Origin of the sequence: Streptomyces sp. NPDC048417 (assembly GCF_040651615.1) — a bacterium.
GTDB lineage: Bacteria > Actinomycetota > Actinomycetes > Streptomycetales > Streptomycetaceae > Streptomyces.
The window spans coordinates 118,944-133,709 of sequence record NZ_JBEZKI010000026.1 but is presented as its reverse complement, the minus strand read 5'-3'; the positions used below and the strand labels follow the sequence as shown (position 1 = coordinate 133,709).

The 14,766-nt window shown below is 70.5% G+C and carries 15 protein-coding genes; 13 read left to right on the top strand and 2 right to left on the bottom strand.

Annotated elements, in window-relative coordinates; all coding sequences use genetic code 11:
• Window positions 1-25 precede the first annotated feature (25 nt).
• From AB0D59_RS35635 to AB0D59_RS35605, 7 genes are all read left to right on the top strand, one after another.
• Window positions 26-1,597, top strand: coding sequence for an ATP-binding protein (locus tag AB0D59_RS35635; RefSeq protein ID WP_362574562.1), 1,572 nt, complete (start codon window positions 26-28; stop codon window positions 1,595-1,597).
• Window positions 1,594-2,124, top strand: coding sequence for a hypothetical protein (locus tag AB0D59_RS35630; RefSeq protein WP_362574560.1), 531 nt, complete (start codon window positions 1,594-1,596; stop codon window positions 2,122-2,124). The genes AB0D59_RS35635 and AB0D59_RS35630 overlap by 4 nt, the downstream gene beginning before the upstream one ends.
• A gap of 28 nt (window positions 2,125-2,152) precedes the next feature.
• Window positions 2,153-2,851 carry a hypothetical protein gene (locus AB0D59_RS35625; RefSeq protein WP_362574559.1) on the top strand — a complete coding sequence of 233 codons (699 nt, stop codon included), beginning with the start codon at window positions 2,153-2,155 and terminating at the stop codon, window positions 2,849-2,851.
• Between the two features lie 143 nt (window positions 2,852-2,994).
• Window positions 2,995-4,140, top strand: a complete 1,146-nt coding sequence (locus AB0D59_RS35620; protein ID WP_362574557.1) for a hypothetical protein — start codon at window positions 2,995-2,997, stop codon at window positions 4,138-4,140.
• Between the two features lie 97 nt (window positions 4,141-4,237).
• The gene (locus AB0D59_RS35615; protein ID WP_362574555.1) at window positions 4,238-5,011 is read left to right on the top strand and encodes a hypothetical protein; all 774 of its coding nucleotides are present in this window, start codon (window positions 4,238-4,240) and stop codon (window positions 5,009-5,011) included.
• 26 nt (window positions 5,012-5,037) lie between these two features.
• Window positions 5,038-5,535 carry a hypothetical protein gene (locus AB0D59_RS35610; protein WP_362574554.1) on the top strand — a complete coding sequence of 166 codons (498 nt, stop codon included), beginning with the start codon at window positions 5,038-5,040 and terminating at the stop codon, window positions 5,533-5,535.
• A gap of 332 nt (window positions 5,536-5,867) precedes the next feature.
• On the top strand, window positions 5,868-6,857 hold the full coding sequence (locus tag AB0D59_RS35605; RefSeq protein ID WP_362574552.1) for a hypothetical protein: 990 nt from the start codon (window positions 5,868-5,870) through the stop codon (window positions 6,855-6,857).
• A gap of 155 nt (window positions 6,858-7,012) precedes the next feature.
• Here AB0D59_RS35605 and AB0D59_RS35600 read toward each other — a convergent pair whose 3' ends face one another.
• Together AB0D59_RS35600 and AB0D59_RS35595 are read right to left on the bottom strand one after the other, a co-directional pair.
• A complete protein-coding gene (locus AB0D59_RS35600; protein ID WP_067020042.1) occupies window positions 7,013-7,801 on the bottom strand; it encodes a hypothetical protein in 789 nt (262 codons plus the stop codon).
• 2 nt (window positions 7,802-7,803) lie between these two features.
• Window positions 7,804-8,325, bottom strand: coding sequence for a hypothetical protein (locus AB0D59_RS35595; RefSeq protein ID WP_362574550.1), 522 nt, complete (start codon window positions 8,323-8,325; stop codon window positions 7,804-7,806).
• Window positions 8,326-8,886: 561 nt separating this feature from the next.
• Here AB0D59_RS35595 and AB0D59_RS35590 point away from each other — a divergent pair.
• The 6 genes from AB0D59_RS35590 (at window position 8,887) to AB0D59_RS35565 (ending at window position 14,761) form a co-directional block, all read left to right on the top strand.
• The gene (locus AB0D59_RS35590) at window positions 8,887-10,164 is read left to right on the top strand and encodes a hypothetical protein (RefSeq protein WP_362574548.1); all 1,278 of its coding nucleotides are present in this window, start codon (window positions 8,887-8,889) and stop codon (window positions 10,162-10,164) included.
• 197 nt (window positions 10,165-10,361) lie between these two features.
• Window positions 10,362-11,042: a hypothetical protein gene (locus AB0D59_RS35585; protein WP_362574547.1), complete on the top strand. Its 681-nt coding sequence runs from the start codon at window positions 10,362-10,364 to the stop codon at window positions 11,040-11,042.
• Window positions 11,043-11,158: 116 nt separating this feature from the next.
• On the top strand, window positions 11,159-12,946 hold the full coding sequence (locus AB0D59_RS35580) for a TraM recognition domain-containing protein (RefSeq protein WP_362574545.1): 1,788 nt from the start codon (window positions 11,159-11,161) through the stop codon (window positions 12,944-12,946).
• Window positions 12,947-12,976: 30 nt separating this feature from the next.
• Window positions 12,977-13,327, top strand: a complete 351-nt coding sequence (locus tag AB0D59_RS35575) for a hypothetical protein (RefSeq protein ID WP_362574543.1) — start codon at window positions 12,977-12,979, stop codon at window positions 13,325-13,327.
• A 34-nt stretch (window positions 13,328-13,361) separates the two neighbouring features.
• Window positions 13,362-13,607 carry a hypothetical protein gene (locus AB0D59_RS35570; protein WP_362574541.1) on the top strand — a complete coding sequence of 82 codons (246 nt, stop codon included), beginning with the start codon at window positions 13,362-13,364 and terminating at the stop codon, window positions 13,605-13,607.
• The gene (locus AB0D59_RS35565) at window positions 13,604-14,761 is read left to right on the top strand and encodes a DnaB-like helicase N-terminal domain-containing protein (protein WP_362574540.1); all 1,158 of its coding nucleotides are present in this window, start codon (window positions 13,604-13,606) and stop codon (window positions 14,759-14,761) included. The genes AB0D59_RS35570 and AB0D59_RS35565 overlap by 4 nt, the downstream gene beginning before the upstream one ends.
• Window positions 14,762-14,766 lie beyond the last annotated feature (5 nt).

Below are 14,766 nucleotides of genomic sequence, written 5' to 3'. Positions count from 1 at the left end.
CTGTCTTCCGTCTGGAGAACCGTTCATGCCCCGCACCCGCGCCAGCGCCTCCCCCCTCTTCGTCCCCCGCAAGGCATCGCGGGCCGAGCAGCGCGCCGCCCGCGCCGGTTTCACCGAGGCCCGCCGCCAGGCCCGCCTCGCCGGAGCCCCGCCCAAGCGCCGCGACGAGGAGAGCCTCGACCCGGAGCTGCGCCCGACCTATCCGCCGTCCGGACGCCCCGGCTCCTCCTCGGCGCGCGGCGGCAAGCTCCGCCTGCCCGCCCACCGGATGACCACCGCCACCGTGTCCGGGGCCTATCCCTTCCTCGCCGAGGGCGGCCTGGGCGCGGAGGGCATCTTCATCGGCCGCGACGTCCACGCGGAGGCCGCGTTCTGCTACGACCCCTTCTCTCTGTACAACAGCGGTCGGATCGAAGGCTTCACCAACCCCAACGCCGTCCTGGCAGGGATCATCGGCATGGGCAAGTCCGCGCTGGCCAAGTCCATAGCCACCAGGGCAATCGCTCACGGCTACCGGGTCTACGTGCCCTGCGACCCCAAGGGCGAGTGGACGGCCGTCGCGCAGGCTCTCGGCGGCTACAGCATCGCCCTGGGACCGGGACTCCCGGGCAGGCTGAACCCCCTGGATGCTCCGGCCCGGCCCGCCTCAGTGAGCGAGGACGACTGGTCAACCGAAGTCCGGAAGCGCCGTCTCCTGCTCCTGGCCGGCCTCGCGCGCACCGTACTGAAGCGCGAACTCCAGCCGATGGAACACACTGCCCTCGATCTCGCGCTGGACCTGGTCGTCACCGAAGCCGAGGCAGGCGGCACCGTGCCCCTGCTCGGCGAGATCGCGCACACCCTCGGCTCGCCCGAGCGCCTCGACTTGGCTCTCGGCGACCAGGCCGGGCGCATGGGGGCCGCCGCGCAGGACCTCGCGCATGCCCTGCGTCGTCTGGTCCACGGCGACTTGAGCGGAATGTTCGACGCGCCCTCGACCGTGGCCTTCGACCCGACCACCCCGATGCTGTCCATCGACCTCTCCCGCCTGGGCGGCTCGGGTGACGACACAGCGCTGGTCCTCGCGATGACCTGCGCGAGCGCCTGGATGGAGTCCGCGCTCGCCGACCCGGACGGCGGCCGACGCTGGGTGATCTACGACGAGGCATGGCGGGTGATGAGGCACGTCGGCCTGCTGGAGCGCATGCAGAGCCAGTGGAAGCTCAGCCGAGGGCTCGGCATCGCCAACCTGATGGTCATCCACCGCCTCAGCGATCTGCTGAGCGCGGGCGACGTCGGCTCGCGCGGCCGGGTGCTGGCCGAGGGCCTCCTCGCCGACTGCTCCACCCGCATCATCTACCGCCAGGAGCCCGACCAGCTCGCCGCCGCCGCGTCGCTGCTCGGCCTGACCGGTGTCGAAACCCAGGCCGTGTCCGCCCTGACCAAGGGCCGGGGCCTGTGGAAAGTCGCAGGTCGGAGCTTCATCACCCAGCACATCCTGCATCCGGCCGAGCGCGAGCTGTTCGACACGGACGCCCGGATGCATGCAGACCCCCGTGAGTTCACCGCAACTGACGAGTCCTCAGTTCCTACGCTGCGCAAGGAGGCACGGCAGTGAGCCTCCGTGGGGTCGCGGGTTCCCGGTCCGGGCTCGTCCCTGGTCTCCGGTTCGGTGCGATCGAGGACGCCGCCCCGCTCCAGCGCCACCCGACGACCGGCCCGGTCGCGAGTCCGGACAGCGGCGTACCGGCAACTGACGGGAACGACCGCCTCGCCACAGTCTGGACCGAGGAGTTCACCGACCTGTTCCGCGAGGCCGTCACGGAGGACTTCGGCGCGGTGGCCCGCCTGCATCAGATGCTCGAAACCGCCTCTGAGTGGTGTCGCGTCCACGGTGCCCGAGGCAGCGCGTCCGAGTTGGACGCCATCGCCTCCCGGTTGACCGGCCTCGGCGAGGAGCTGCATCTCGTCGCGGAGAACGTCGACCACGGGATCCGCTCCCGGTTGTCGGTGTCGCACCAAGCGGCAGCGCCAGCCGGTCTCTCGCCAGCGGCGTCGGCCCGGGGAACTTCCCCCGGCCAGCAGAGCGACGCTCCGGCTCCGGTCCCACCATCCGTCACCCGCTCGCTGCCGCGTTCGCGGTGAGGCACCCGTACAGAAACGAGTAAAGACCATGCCTACCTCTCCCGACTCCTCCGCCACCCGTGACTGCCAGCCGCAATATGCCGGCGAGCGGGCGGTATGGCGGGTACGTGTCCAGGCCCTGGCCTCCGCCGCTGACGGCATCAGGCAGGCTTCGGACCAGTGGGACGCGGTCTCCGACTCGTACTGCGACGAGGACGGCTGGCCCGTCGATGAAACCGGGTACGCCGACGGCAAGGTGGCCCGGGACGCCGCCGCCTGGGAGCACGTCGAGACCTTCCTGGCTCACGGCCCCGAAGTCCTCGCCACTGTCCGGGCCGCCGCGCAACCGGCCGACTACGTTGACGGCCCGATCAGCACCGACCTGCTGCGCCTGCGGGGGATCGACTCCGTACTGGAGCGAGCAGGCGAGATCCGCCGCGAGTGGGATCAGGTCATCGCGCTCATGGAGGGGTCCATGCCCGGGTCGCGGGAGCTCTACGAGGAACGAGCCCGCGAGATCCGCAACTCCGAAGGCTGGCACTACGCCGACGAACTCAACTACAGCGGAGCGGCATTGGCCAGGGCTGCCGATCACCTGACCGACCGGATCGGCGTCGACCAGTCCGCGCACACCGGGCGTGTCCAGGCGGCCCTGGCCCGATCCGCCTCCGGCCAGCGCGGTGCCTCTGTCGCTTCGCCGCCCGCCTCGGCGGTGTCCGACCCCCCTGCCGTGCGCCGCTCGCGCTGAAGCCTCTACCACCGTCCTCCGGCGAGGCCAAACCGTCCGATCGCCGGATCCTCGACGAACGCCACCACCCCTACAGTCCCCGCCCGGCTGCCGCTTCCCGCCGCCGTCGACCGCTGGGGACGGCCGGCCACGGAGAAGCCCACATGCGCCCCGATCAGACCCTGGTCACCCTCCAGCGGGAGGGCACACGCATCACGGCGCGCACCAGCGAACCCTTCATCCAGGAAGCCACCGCTGGCACGTCGGAGCATGACCACCCGTACAGCCACCTGACCACGCCGCTTCGGCAACGCGGACTGTCCTGCACCGTCGAGTACGGCCTCAGCGACTACATCGTCCACGCCGAACTCCCCGACGGCAGCGCCCTGATCATCTCTCCGCCCCAGGAACCGCCCACCGACCACCCGCCTGGGTATCCGGAGGGCTGGTTGGTGACGCGCGGGCATCCCGACGACTCCACGCTCCACGAAGTGATCTACGACTCGGAGCCCGACGGTCCCCACGCGCGACATGGCGGCAGCATCCCCCGCCTGCTCGCCGCCATCGACACTCGCCTGGATCAGCTCGGCCTGCCGCCCCGACCGGAAAATCGGGGACCTGCCCAGAAGAGTGCTGCCGACGCGGTGCTCCACCGTGCGGGCTTCGTCCCCGCCGTGCTGTTTCGCGAGCACTTCCACCGGCTGCCCTCCGCCATGACCGACCTGGCCGAGCAGCGACAGATGGTGACCCGGGCCTTCGACATGCTTCAGGCCGAGGGCTTCGACGTCTCGTGCGATCCCGGCCTGCTCGACCCCAGCCTGCCGCCCCCTGGCCATCAGGGGCCCAGCCTCGGCGACCGGCTCGGCCACCTGACCCAGTCCATCCAGTCGGCGGCGCACACGGGCGAGGTCGTCGCCGCACTGAGCGAGCTGACCGCTCCCGGTGACGGCGTTCTCCAGCGCGTCGTGGAGTCCCTCAACACGACGGCCGACTGGTGGGAAGGCCTGGGCGAACCCGCCGATCCCCACTACGCGAACCGGCTGCGTTACATCGCCCAGAAGCTCGACGCCTACGCGTTGGATATTCGGTCCATGCGCGGCGAACTGGCCGACCGGCACACCGACCACCCCGGCAGGCTCCAGGCCCGGGTGGACCAGGTCGCCCCGGAGGAACCAGCGGCGTCCCGAGTCGCCGCCGCTCTCGCGGTCTCGCCGACCGCACGGCGCACGACCCCAGCCGCGCTGCCGTCAGCTTCAGCCGCACCTCACTCCCTGCCTCCCGCCCGGCCCTCGTCCGCACCCGGTCGCTGACCACTGCCCAGCTTGGAGCCCGCCATGTCCCGCACCAGCAGAACCGTCCCCGCCCTCGACCGCCCCGCTCCCCCTGCGCCCACCGGATGGATCCGCCATGCCCACCCCCGAGCACGACCCGCTTCCCGACATCGCGGTCGGCCGCCACCCCGACTTCGGCATCGTCGCCTCCAACCCCAAGCAACTGGCTGCCAGCACCTGGATGTTGAAGGGATTCGACTTCCACCCCGTCCCCGACCACCCCAACCTGTACGCGCTGGCCAACCAGCAACGTGATGGGCAGGGCCGCACCACCCGGGCCGTCGCGCTACTGCGCAAGGCCGGCTACCGGGTCGACGTGGACGCCGCGTTCGACCCCTCGCTGACCTCCGGACCAGCGCCCGCCCCCGACCGGCCCCCGCGCGTCGAGCCGGACGTCGCGTTCGCCGAGCACCCGCAGCTCGGTGTGGTCGCCGCCACCGCCGACGGTTCCTCCGCCCTTGGGGGCCCGCTCATCCTGGAAGAGCACGGCTGGCGGCACAACCCGGGCCTGGACATCTACACGCTGCCCATCACCACCGACCGCAGCAAGGCGCTCAGCAAGGTCGCCACTGCCACGCTGGCGATGCACCGGTCCGACCTCCAGGTGGCCGTGCAGCCCCTGCTCGCCCGGGACGTAGCCGCGCGCCGCTCACCCGCGCCTACGACGGCAGCGCGCCACCAGCGCAGTCAGGGCTTCACCACTCACAAGCTCCCCATCAGCGCCGCCGCGCTCGCCGCCAGTCCCGCCCGCGCCGGCCTGCCGGGTAAGGCGCCGGTTGCCGCGCCCGCCGCCTCCGGCCCGGCCGCCCGGCCGGTGGACCCGCGCATCGCGCTCTCCCGCAACCGCTGACCCAACTCCCGTAAGGAGGAGTACCCATGGCCGTGAAGACCCTTTGGCAGATCACCCATTCCTGTGGACACCAGGCTGAGCGAGACCTGTCCGACCGGGCAGCCGACCGTCGCGCGGGGTTCGCCGAGTGGCTCGCCAAGCAGGAGTGCACCGATTGCTGGCGGGCCGCGAAGGAGGGCGACGAGCGGGACAAGGCCGCCTGGCTGGAAGCCAAGCGCGCCGCAGAGCAGGCAGAGTCCGATGCCTGGTCGGAACGGTACCGGATGCCGCCCCTGGAAGGGACCGATCGCGCCGTCGCTTGGGGCGTGCGCTGCCGCCACCATGTCCTGGCTGCCGCGTACACCGCTCTGGTCCTCGAAGGCGAGGCCAGCGAGGCGGAGTGGGAGGAGATTGAGGAGGCGGCTCGCACGATCACCCGCGCCGGCTGGTGGATCGATCAACGCTCCTCCGAGCCCGGCGACCTGACCGAGCTGCTCGAGGCGGCCACCGGAGCCGACCGGCCCACCGAGAACCTTCACTTCTGACGCCCGGTGCCCCGCTTCGGCGGGGCACCGGATCTCTCTCCCTGCCAGAAGGCATGGATACGAATCCAAGACGCCGACCGCAAGTAACCGCGGATGGGTGGATGATAAGTCCGCTGACAGGGAGGGGCCCATGACAATCGTCTACATCACAAGGGGCGGGGACTACCACCACGCTCGCCCTGACTGTCCAGGCATCACTGGGGGACAGAAGACCGCGGACGTCCACAGTTGGACGGCGCACCCCGTCGAGGAAGTCCCGCTGTCCGAAGCCCGACAGCGGGGCAAGACGGAGGCCTGCACAAAGTGCCGAGGCGCCTCATGAGTGGGTCGGCGTGATGAGTTCCACGGGGAGCCCGTTCGGCAGGGGGGTTGGCAAAGGCCAGTTCGAGCACGCGAAGCAGGAACTGGACCGCCTCGCTCTCAAGTCCCAGAGGATGGTCAGAGAGGCCCTGGAGGAAGCCGAACGAGCAGAGCAGCGGGCCGAGATGGAGCGAGCTCGGGCGAATGAGGCCGAGGCGAAACTCCGGGCAGAACGGGCAACGCAGCAGCGTTTCACCCAAGAGATCACCGCAAAACAACAGGAACTCGCACGGATGTTCCAAGAACTGCAGGCACCGCCCGATGTCGAGGCGCTACGGGCGGAACTCGCGGCCGCGATCAAGGAGCGCGACACGGCGCTCCAACTGTTGAGCGAAGCAGAACAGCAGCGCGACGCGGCTCTCCGCGCGCGGGACGCCGCTCGAGCACGCACCATCGTGCGTTCTCAAGGAGGCCAACCCGACGGCCCGGTCGGGGTACGGGCGCTCCTGACCGCCTCCACCATCCACGGCATCCTCGAGCAAGCCGAACAGGTTTGCACGCTACTGCGTATGACCTGCGACCCGGATGAGGCCGCAGCCCTGGAACACCATGTCTCGGCACATCCATGGCGGGCCCGCCTTGCCGACGCCCTTGCCACGATCCAGGCCTACGCCGAAGCCAAGCAGGCGGCCATTGCCCTTCACGGCGTGGCCGGGCCATCGCTGATGAACCTGCAGGCCTACTGCCGTGATGCAACCAGCGGTGCTCTGCTGGCGGTGGGCGATGTGGCCCTCTCCGAATCGCGGCACGTCAGCAATAACAAGCGGCTGCTGGCGGAGCGGACATTCCGTGTGCCCAAGGAGGTCGATCCTTCAAGACGTGTCGTGATGGCCGCGCACATACGGATCGGCTCGGGCAAGCCTCCTGCGCCCCGCATGCATTTCTTCGACGACACCGACAAGTCCGGCATGGTCGTCATCGGCTACCTCGGCGCACATCTGCGCAACGCCAGTACGAATTAACCCGCGCGTAGCCGCACCATAGAGGTATGCAGCACGAGACTGTCCTCGTCGACCCCTACGCCGCCTGAGACGGCCCACCCTCTGCTTCGTGCAGGTGGGTGGGGCGTCCCTTCTGTCATGCGGGGCCAAGGCAACGGGTCCCTTGCGCCCGTATATCAGTGCGCGGTTGCAGTTTCCCGGAGAGCCCTTTGGATCGCGGACTCCACGGCACCCTGGTTCTCGAAGAACTCGACATCGGCAACACTGCCAAGCTCGCTCAGGAGCTCGCTCGGCCACTCAGACCGCTGGCCGTCCAGAGCAGCGACCCGGCTCTGCTGCGGTACGTCAGCCCAGCTGAACAGGTAATAGCAGTGCTCGGCTGCCTGGTCCTTGTCCTTGGCGCTGAGGGCCTGCACATACGCGGCCGCGGTTGGTGTCTCGACGGCGACGGTCACGGCCCGTTCCCGACCGGAGCGCAACCGCAGGGATGCGTTCCGCTCAACCTTCCAGTCACGCTTTGCAACCGACTGCACACGCTCGACAACCCTGTCCGCAAACCGCACAGGAGCGCGGCGAACGGCGAGCCAGCGAAGCTGCTCAACCCGGATGCTGGCCTGTGCGACGGCGAGCATCATCGTGCCCAAGTCTTCAAGCGGGCCGAAGGTCGCGATCTCATCGTCCTCGCTGCCGATGTTGGCGAGACCAGCCACCCGGATCGTGGTCGCGATGGCCTCGGCGACCCGGCCGGTGTCCGTGTTTACGTCCGCGAGGAGCAGCCGTTCGTATGCGGAGGCCTGGTCGGATACACGGACACCTGCGCCCAGGGGCTCCAGGAGGAGGCGGACGCTGTCGCCGTCGCTGTAGGTGATGGGCAGGTCCGCAAGGAGGCCGTCACCGTATTTGTGGGTCACGATCCGGTCATTGATGAAGCTCAGGAGCGCCGCAACGACACTGTTCCGGTCCATTGTCACGCCCTCCTTCCCGGCTCAGTCCAGACGAAGTCTTCCCCGAGGCTCACTTCGCACTCGCCCGCGAACGCTTCCAGGATGGCACGGTAGGTCCCAGGAGCGACTCGCGGCACAAGTGGCACCGCGGGAATATCGGTGGGCTGGTAGGCGTCTTCCTCGCTGCCCAGCGGGTTGATCATGTGCTTGTGGGTTCCGTCATACGGGGGATGCGGATCGTTGACGCACAGACGGCGCACTGAAGCTCCCCCGATGAGGTACTGGTAGCGCGGTTGCGAAGGCGCTAGCCAGCGGATATGGATCCGGATGATCCCCTGCTCCAGCTCCGGGAGAACCGTCCGAACCTGGAGCAGTCCCACAGTCACAGACCGCTGAGACTTCCAAGCGATCGCCCCGACGGTCGTCGCCTTCGAGGTCTTCGAAAGCAGCAGGCCGACCGACTGCTGCGACAGCAGTGGCGAAGACTGTCTCGACAACGCGCCCCCCTTCACGATGTGCGCACAGACTACGCGCACTGCCGCCATGCACACCGAGGCTTTCGCCAGTGCGTTCCGCCGTACCCGCAGCCGCCCCCTTTCGCACTTCGGGCGGGGGGTCGTACCGGGGCTCAGCATTCCCAGGGACGGCGCTGCTTCACCTCCTGCACGCACGGTCCCCGAGGTTGCCGGGGACGTTGGCCTTCATGGGGCCGTTCTTCGGGGGTTATCGGCGTCCGCCGAGGCGGTCGTCGTGGATGTGTCCGGCCACGGTGGCGAGCTGTTCGGGGTCGGCGAGTTCGGTCAGTCCGTGGACGGCGGCGTCCATCCGGTCGGGGGCCGTCATCCGCCAGGACGGCCGCTTGGCCCGCCTGCACAACGACGCCCACTTCGCCCGCTCCGTCTGCGCGAACTTTGCCTGCGACTACGGACTCGATGAGCCGGCGGCTGCGGTCAGGTGTCCACCACTCGAAGGGAGGTCCCCCGGGGTGACCGCAGCCGCCTACCACCCATCTTCGGCCCGGCCAAATCGCGGAATCTGCGGATCCTCTCTCCCTGACGGCCCGATCACCCGGGCTTCCGTTCACCACTCCCCTCGAGGTAGACGCCGTGATTGCCCACCTGCAGCGCGCCAGCCACACCGCCGGTCTGCTCACGTATCTGTACGGGCCGGGCGAGCGCGGCAACCACACCAACCCCCGCCTGATCGCCGGGGACGGCCACGGCGCCCCGATCGAGATGCTCGCCCAGCCCGACGTGCTGGCGTATCTGGCCCACGCCCTCGACGCCCCCGTCGACCGTCTCGGGGCCCGCGCGCCCGAGCGGCCGGTGTGGGTCTGTTCGGTCCGCTCTGATCCCCGGCACCCCGACCTGACCGACTCGCAGTGGGCCGAGGTGGCCCGCCGGGTGGTGGCGGCCACCGGCATCGCCCCGGACGGCGATCCGGACGCCTGCCGGTGGATCGCCGTGCGCAACCAGGCCCGCTTGGTGCACGTCGTGGCCACCCTCGCCCGCGAGGACGGCACCCTCCACAACGCCTACCGCGACGCCTTCCGCCTGCAGACCGAGTGCCGCCGCATCGCCACCGAACTCGGCCACCTGCCTCCGGCCCCACGCACAACACCCCACGCCCAGGAGTCTCACGTGCCTGCTCCCTACATCACCATCAACACCGAGCCCAGCGGCAGCGTCTCGGCGAAGGGCGCCAGCGACGATCTGTCCGCCACGCTCCTCAAGCACGCCGGTTTCCAGCAGATCGAGGACTGGTACGGCCGACGCCACCGCCTGCCGACCACCACCCCGCAGGCTGACCGCGCCGCCGTCGCCTCCCACGCAGCCGAGATGCTCCGCGCCGCCCGGTACAGCGTCGACCTGGACCTCGACCTCGACACCAGCCGGTTGACCACCCAGGCCAACCCGCTCGGGCTCTACACCGCCGGAGCCGAAGTCCTGCGGCTTACCGACCAGATCAGCGCCGCCGAGAACGGTACCGGCCTTGCGCAGGCGGTCGACCACCTCCTTCATCCCGAGCACGGCGTTCTGGAACGCGTCCGGGAAGCGCTGGAGACGGCAGGCGAGCAGATCACCGACCTCGACGATGAGGCGTACGGGCTCGCCGACCGGTTCGGCTTCGCTGCGGAGTTCGTCAGCGCAGCGCAATCAGAGCTCATCGGAGCGGGACACGAATTGCACCGTGTCGGCGACTCGCAGCAGGACCACGCCGAGGCGCAAACGCAGTCCCCCGCGCTGCCCAACGCCCGAAGCGCGGCCCTCGCCACGTCGCCCGCAGCGGACAAGGCCAAGGCGTCTTCGGCGCTCGGCACTCCGTCTCCGCGGGTCGGTACAGCCGTACGTCCGCCGCAGGTCCCCAGTCCTCGGACCCGGTGATCCCGATGCTCTCCTCCCGTACTCCCTCCGTCGGGCTGGCGCGCACCTACCTCATGGGGGCCAGCGACGCGCTGGCCAGCGTGTCCGCTATCAGACCGGCCAAGGGCCGAGGGGCCTATCCATCCGGGTGGGGAGCACGCACTGCGCGTGCTACCCACTTACCCGGCAACGTCCAGCACAACGACCGAGGAGGAACAGTGCCCGAGTTCTACCCGAGCATCGGCGAGGCCATCGGCGCCGCGATGCAGCACAACATCCGGCTTGCCCACGGCAGCGAGGGGTCCAACTCCGACACGCCCCTGCAGGTCCGATACCTGCCCCATCCGTCGGCCGACCCGTACTCCGTCCCGGGGATGATCGCCCGGCTCACCGAGACAGCAACTCCCCATGAGGTCGCCGGAATCCTCGAGGAGGTCAAAGCCGCCCTGGCCGGGGCCCTCCCGCAATTGACCGAACTCGTGGCTGCGGCAGCCGACTGGACCCGGGCCCGCCTGACCTTCGAGAACCCGCACCACAACCCGACCTTCGATACGTGGACACGGCTGGCCGCCGCCGCCCGCCTGTTGCGGGACGTCCAGGAGGAGCTGGAGGTCGCCGAGGACATGATCGCCGCGTGTCCTGCGGAACTCAGCGACCCCAAATACCGCGACGAGGTGCCCGTCCTGCAGACCAGGGAACTGCTCAGCGACGTCCTCGGCAGCGACGCGATCGCGGACACCAAGCCGCCCGCCGCCCAGAACCCGGGAGCGGACCGGCAGCGAGCCGCCCGCGCCTCCTCCCCGCACGCCGCCATCCAGCGGACCGCGCCCTCCGCCGGCGCGACGTCCGAACCACCTGCCAGCCCTCCGCCGCCTCGGTCGCCGCCACACACCCGATGACCCCGACCTGACCTCGACCGCCAGCCCCTCCCCGGAACAGGAGCTGCCCCGATGACCAGCAGAAGAGCGCCGCGCGCCCCACCCCGCCTTGTCCGCTCTCCCTCCTTGGATCCGCCGTGCCCGCCCCGCGTACCAGCGCGCCCTCGACCACCACCGGGTCCGACGCGCTCCTCTACCTCCTGTTCGGCGTCCTCGGTGCCACTATCGCCTTCGGCTCCCTCGCCTGGCTGACCGGCAACCTCACCAACTCCTTCCTCGGCGCCGGCCCCTGGGTGCCGTTCAGGGCCACCGACGCGCTGCTGCACCCCGACGTGCTGTGGCCGCACCTGAGCCCCACCGCCCTGCTGGCCGGCGCGCGACTCGTCCCAGGCCTACTCTCCGTCTGCCTCACCGTCACCGGCCTGGTCCTGTGGCTGCGGCTGCGCGGCGGCGCGAAGAACGGCCTCGCCCGCAAAGCAGATCTCGCCCCGCTGCTGGACAAGGAGATCACCGCCAAGGCGAGGAGCCTGCGGCCGAGCCTGTCCGATCTCAAACCGAAAGAGGTCGCTCCCGCCGACCGCGGGATCCTCGTCGGCACGCTCTCCCCGGGCCGGGCCGAGGTCCGCGCCTCCTGGGAGGACGTGATCGTCGCGATCATGGCCCCGCGCTCCGGCAAGACGTCCGGGCTGGCGATCCCCGCGATCCTCGCCGCTCCCGGCCCGGTACTGCTGACCTCGAACAAGGCGGCGAACGATGCCTTCACCGCGACGGTGGACGCCCGCGCCAGGGTCGGCACGATCTGGACGCTCGACCCGCAGCAGATCGCCCACTACCCGCGCGAGATGTGGTGGGACATCCTGGCCGACGCCCGCGACCTGGCCGGGGCGAAACGTCTGGCCGGGCACTTCGTCGCCGCCAGTGTGGACGAATCCAGCGGCTCCGACTTCTGGTCCACCGCCGCGAGCAACACGCTGGGCGCGCTGTTCCTGGCCGCCGCCAGCCACCGGCGCCCGATCACCGATGTCCTGGCCTGGCTCGCCTCCCCTGCTGACCGCACTCCGGTGGACCTGCTCACCGATGCCGGCCACGACGCGGTCGCCGCCCAGCTCCAGGGCACCGTCAGCGGGGCCACGGAAACGCGGGACGGCATCTATGAGACCGCGCGGCAGTACGCGAGCTGCCTGCTCGACCCGGACGTCGCCGCCTGGGTCACCCCCAGCAAACACCTTCCCGAGTTCAAGCCCTCCACGTTCGCCACCTCCCGCGACACGTTGTACCTGCTCAGCAAGGATGGCGGCGGCTCGGCCTCGGCAATCATCGCCGCAGCGGCCGACGCGGTGATGCGCGCGGCCGTGGTCGTCGCCGAGCGCTCCGGCGGGCGGCTCGACCCGCCTGCCCTGTGCGTCCTCGACGAGGCCGCCAACGTCTGCAAAATCTCCGATCTCCCCGACCTGTACAGCCACTTGGGCTCACGGGGCGTGATCCCGATGACGATCCTGCAGTCCTACCGACAGGGCCAGCGGTGCTGGGGCGAGGCAGGCATGGACGCACTCTGGTCCGCCGCCACGATCAAGATCATCGGAAGTGGAATCGACGACGCCGACTTCGCCGACCGTCTGAGCAGGCAGGTCGGTGACCACGACGTACAGACGACATCGGTGTCGACCAGCGACGCCGGCAAGTCCACCTCGGTGAGCATGCGCACCGAGCGGATCCTGCCCCCCGACGCGATCCGCGCGCTCCCCAAGGGGAAGGCGCTACTGCTCGCCACTGGTATCCGGGTGGCGATGCTCGACCTGCGGCCCTGGTACAAGGAGCCCTCCGCCAAGGTGGTCGGTCCGGCCTCGGCCCGCGCGACGAAGACCATCACCGAGCGAGCCCTCGCCAAGTCCCTGGGCCGCGACGGTTTCGGGCTGTCGGCATGAGCGCCCCGACGCTCAAGGTGCTCTCGCTCGGTGCCGGGGTCCAGTCGACATGTCTGCTGCTCATGGCCGCCGAGGGCCATCTGCCCGGCCTGGACGTGGCGATCTTCGCGGACACAGGCTGGGAGCCGCCGTGCGGGCAACGCGCGGGCGACCGCGGAGGGCACGCCGCTGCTCGGGCAGGCGTATCTGCACCGCAGTCGCCGGCCTCTGGATCAGGCACCGATCGACCGGGTCACCGCCCACGAGTGGTCCGGACGCCAGGGCGACATCTTCGACACGCTCGCGGACGCCGAACTGGAGAACGGCGAGCCGGACGGTTGCTCGCCCTGGTCCTGCCGCTCGGGCGCCCCCGTCCAGGCCGATGTCGACCTCACGGCCTGACTCTCCCCCCTTCTACCTGTTCAGGAGTCCCCTAGTGTCCTCACGCACTCCATCCTCCCCTCTGGCGCGCTCCGAACGCCTCGCCCGGTCACCGGTCGTCCGGCGTGGCGGCCAGTGGTGGCTGGTCACCGGTTCCGGCTCGATCCTCGCCACCGATCCGACGTTCACCGGCGAGCTGGACCGCTTCGCCGCCGCGATGGCCACCGCAGACCAGGTCATCGCCAATCTCCGCTCCCAGCAGGACGATCCACCGACTTCCCACCCCGGGCGGCAGCGATGAACCCGCTGCTGAGTGCCGAGCAGGCGGTGCTCGGCTCGGTGCTGCTCGACCCCGGCCAGCTCGCGCACCTCGACTGGCTCGCGCCGGATCACTTCTACCGGCCGGTCCACCAGGCGCTGTTCGCCGCCCTGCGCAAGCTCCGGACCGACGGCCACCCCGCTCTGGCGACCAAGGAACCAGTGCCGCTGTCCTGGGTGACCGATGCGGTCGACGAGGCCAGCCACCACGTCCGGGGGCTGACCGCGGTATCCGCCCACATCCTGATCTCGGCCTGCCCGCGCCCCGAGCACGCCCCGGTGTACGGCCGGATGGTGCTGGAGGGAGCGATCCACCGCAGCGTGACCGAGCACGCGATCCGCCTCCACCAGGCAGCCCGTGCCGACGCCCTCCAGGGCCAGGTGGAGGGAGCGCTGCACCATGCGGACGTCCTGGCCGGGGTACTCGGCGACCTCGCGCGCCGCTGGGGGTCCGAACCGAGCCCGGTCGCCCCAGCCACGCCGCCCTCCCCAGCACCCGTCGCGCCGCCGGTACGGGCGGACCAGGTCGCCGAGGACGAGCAGTTCCTGCTGGCGGTCCTGGTCGAGCGCCCGAAGGCGATGGACGAGGTCGTCGGCTGGCTGCGACCGGGCGACTTCGCCGACCCCGCCCACGGCCAGCTCTACCGCTGCCTGGGCGCACTGCACCACCGCGGCGAGCCCATCGACCGGATCACCGTGCTGTGGGAAGCCCAGCGGCGCGGTCTGCTGGCCGACGGCACGCTGACCGCCGAACAGCTCACCGCCATCTGCGACGGCATCGGCCCCGGCAGCGCCGAGTGGCTCGGCGAGCAGATCATGCGCTCCTCCGTCACCCGCACGGCCGCCACCTCCGCCCGCGCCATCCGCGCCCTGGCCGAGAACGAGACCCTGGCCCCCGGGCGGCTCATCAACCACGCCCTGCACGCGCTCGGGTCGCTCGACGAAGTGCGCGCCCGCTGGCAGACCGCGAACGGCCACCCCGCTCCGGCGCTGCCGCCGACCGAGGGGCCCCCGACTGCGCGGGTCCACGCCGCCGTCGCCCGCAGCACACCGCGCCCGGCCGCACGGTCCCCGGAACGCCCAGGCCCTGCCTACACGCCATCAGCCGCGCGACCGCCCTCGCGCACCCACGGCTGAACCGT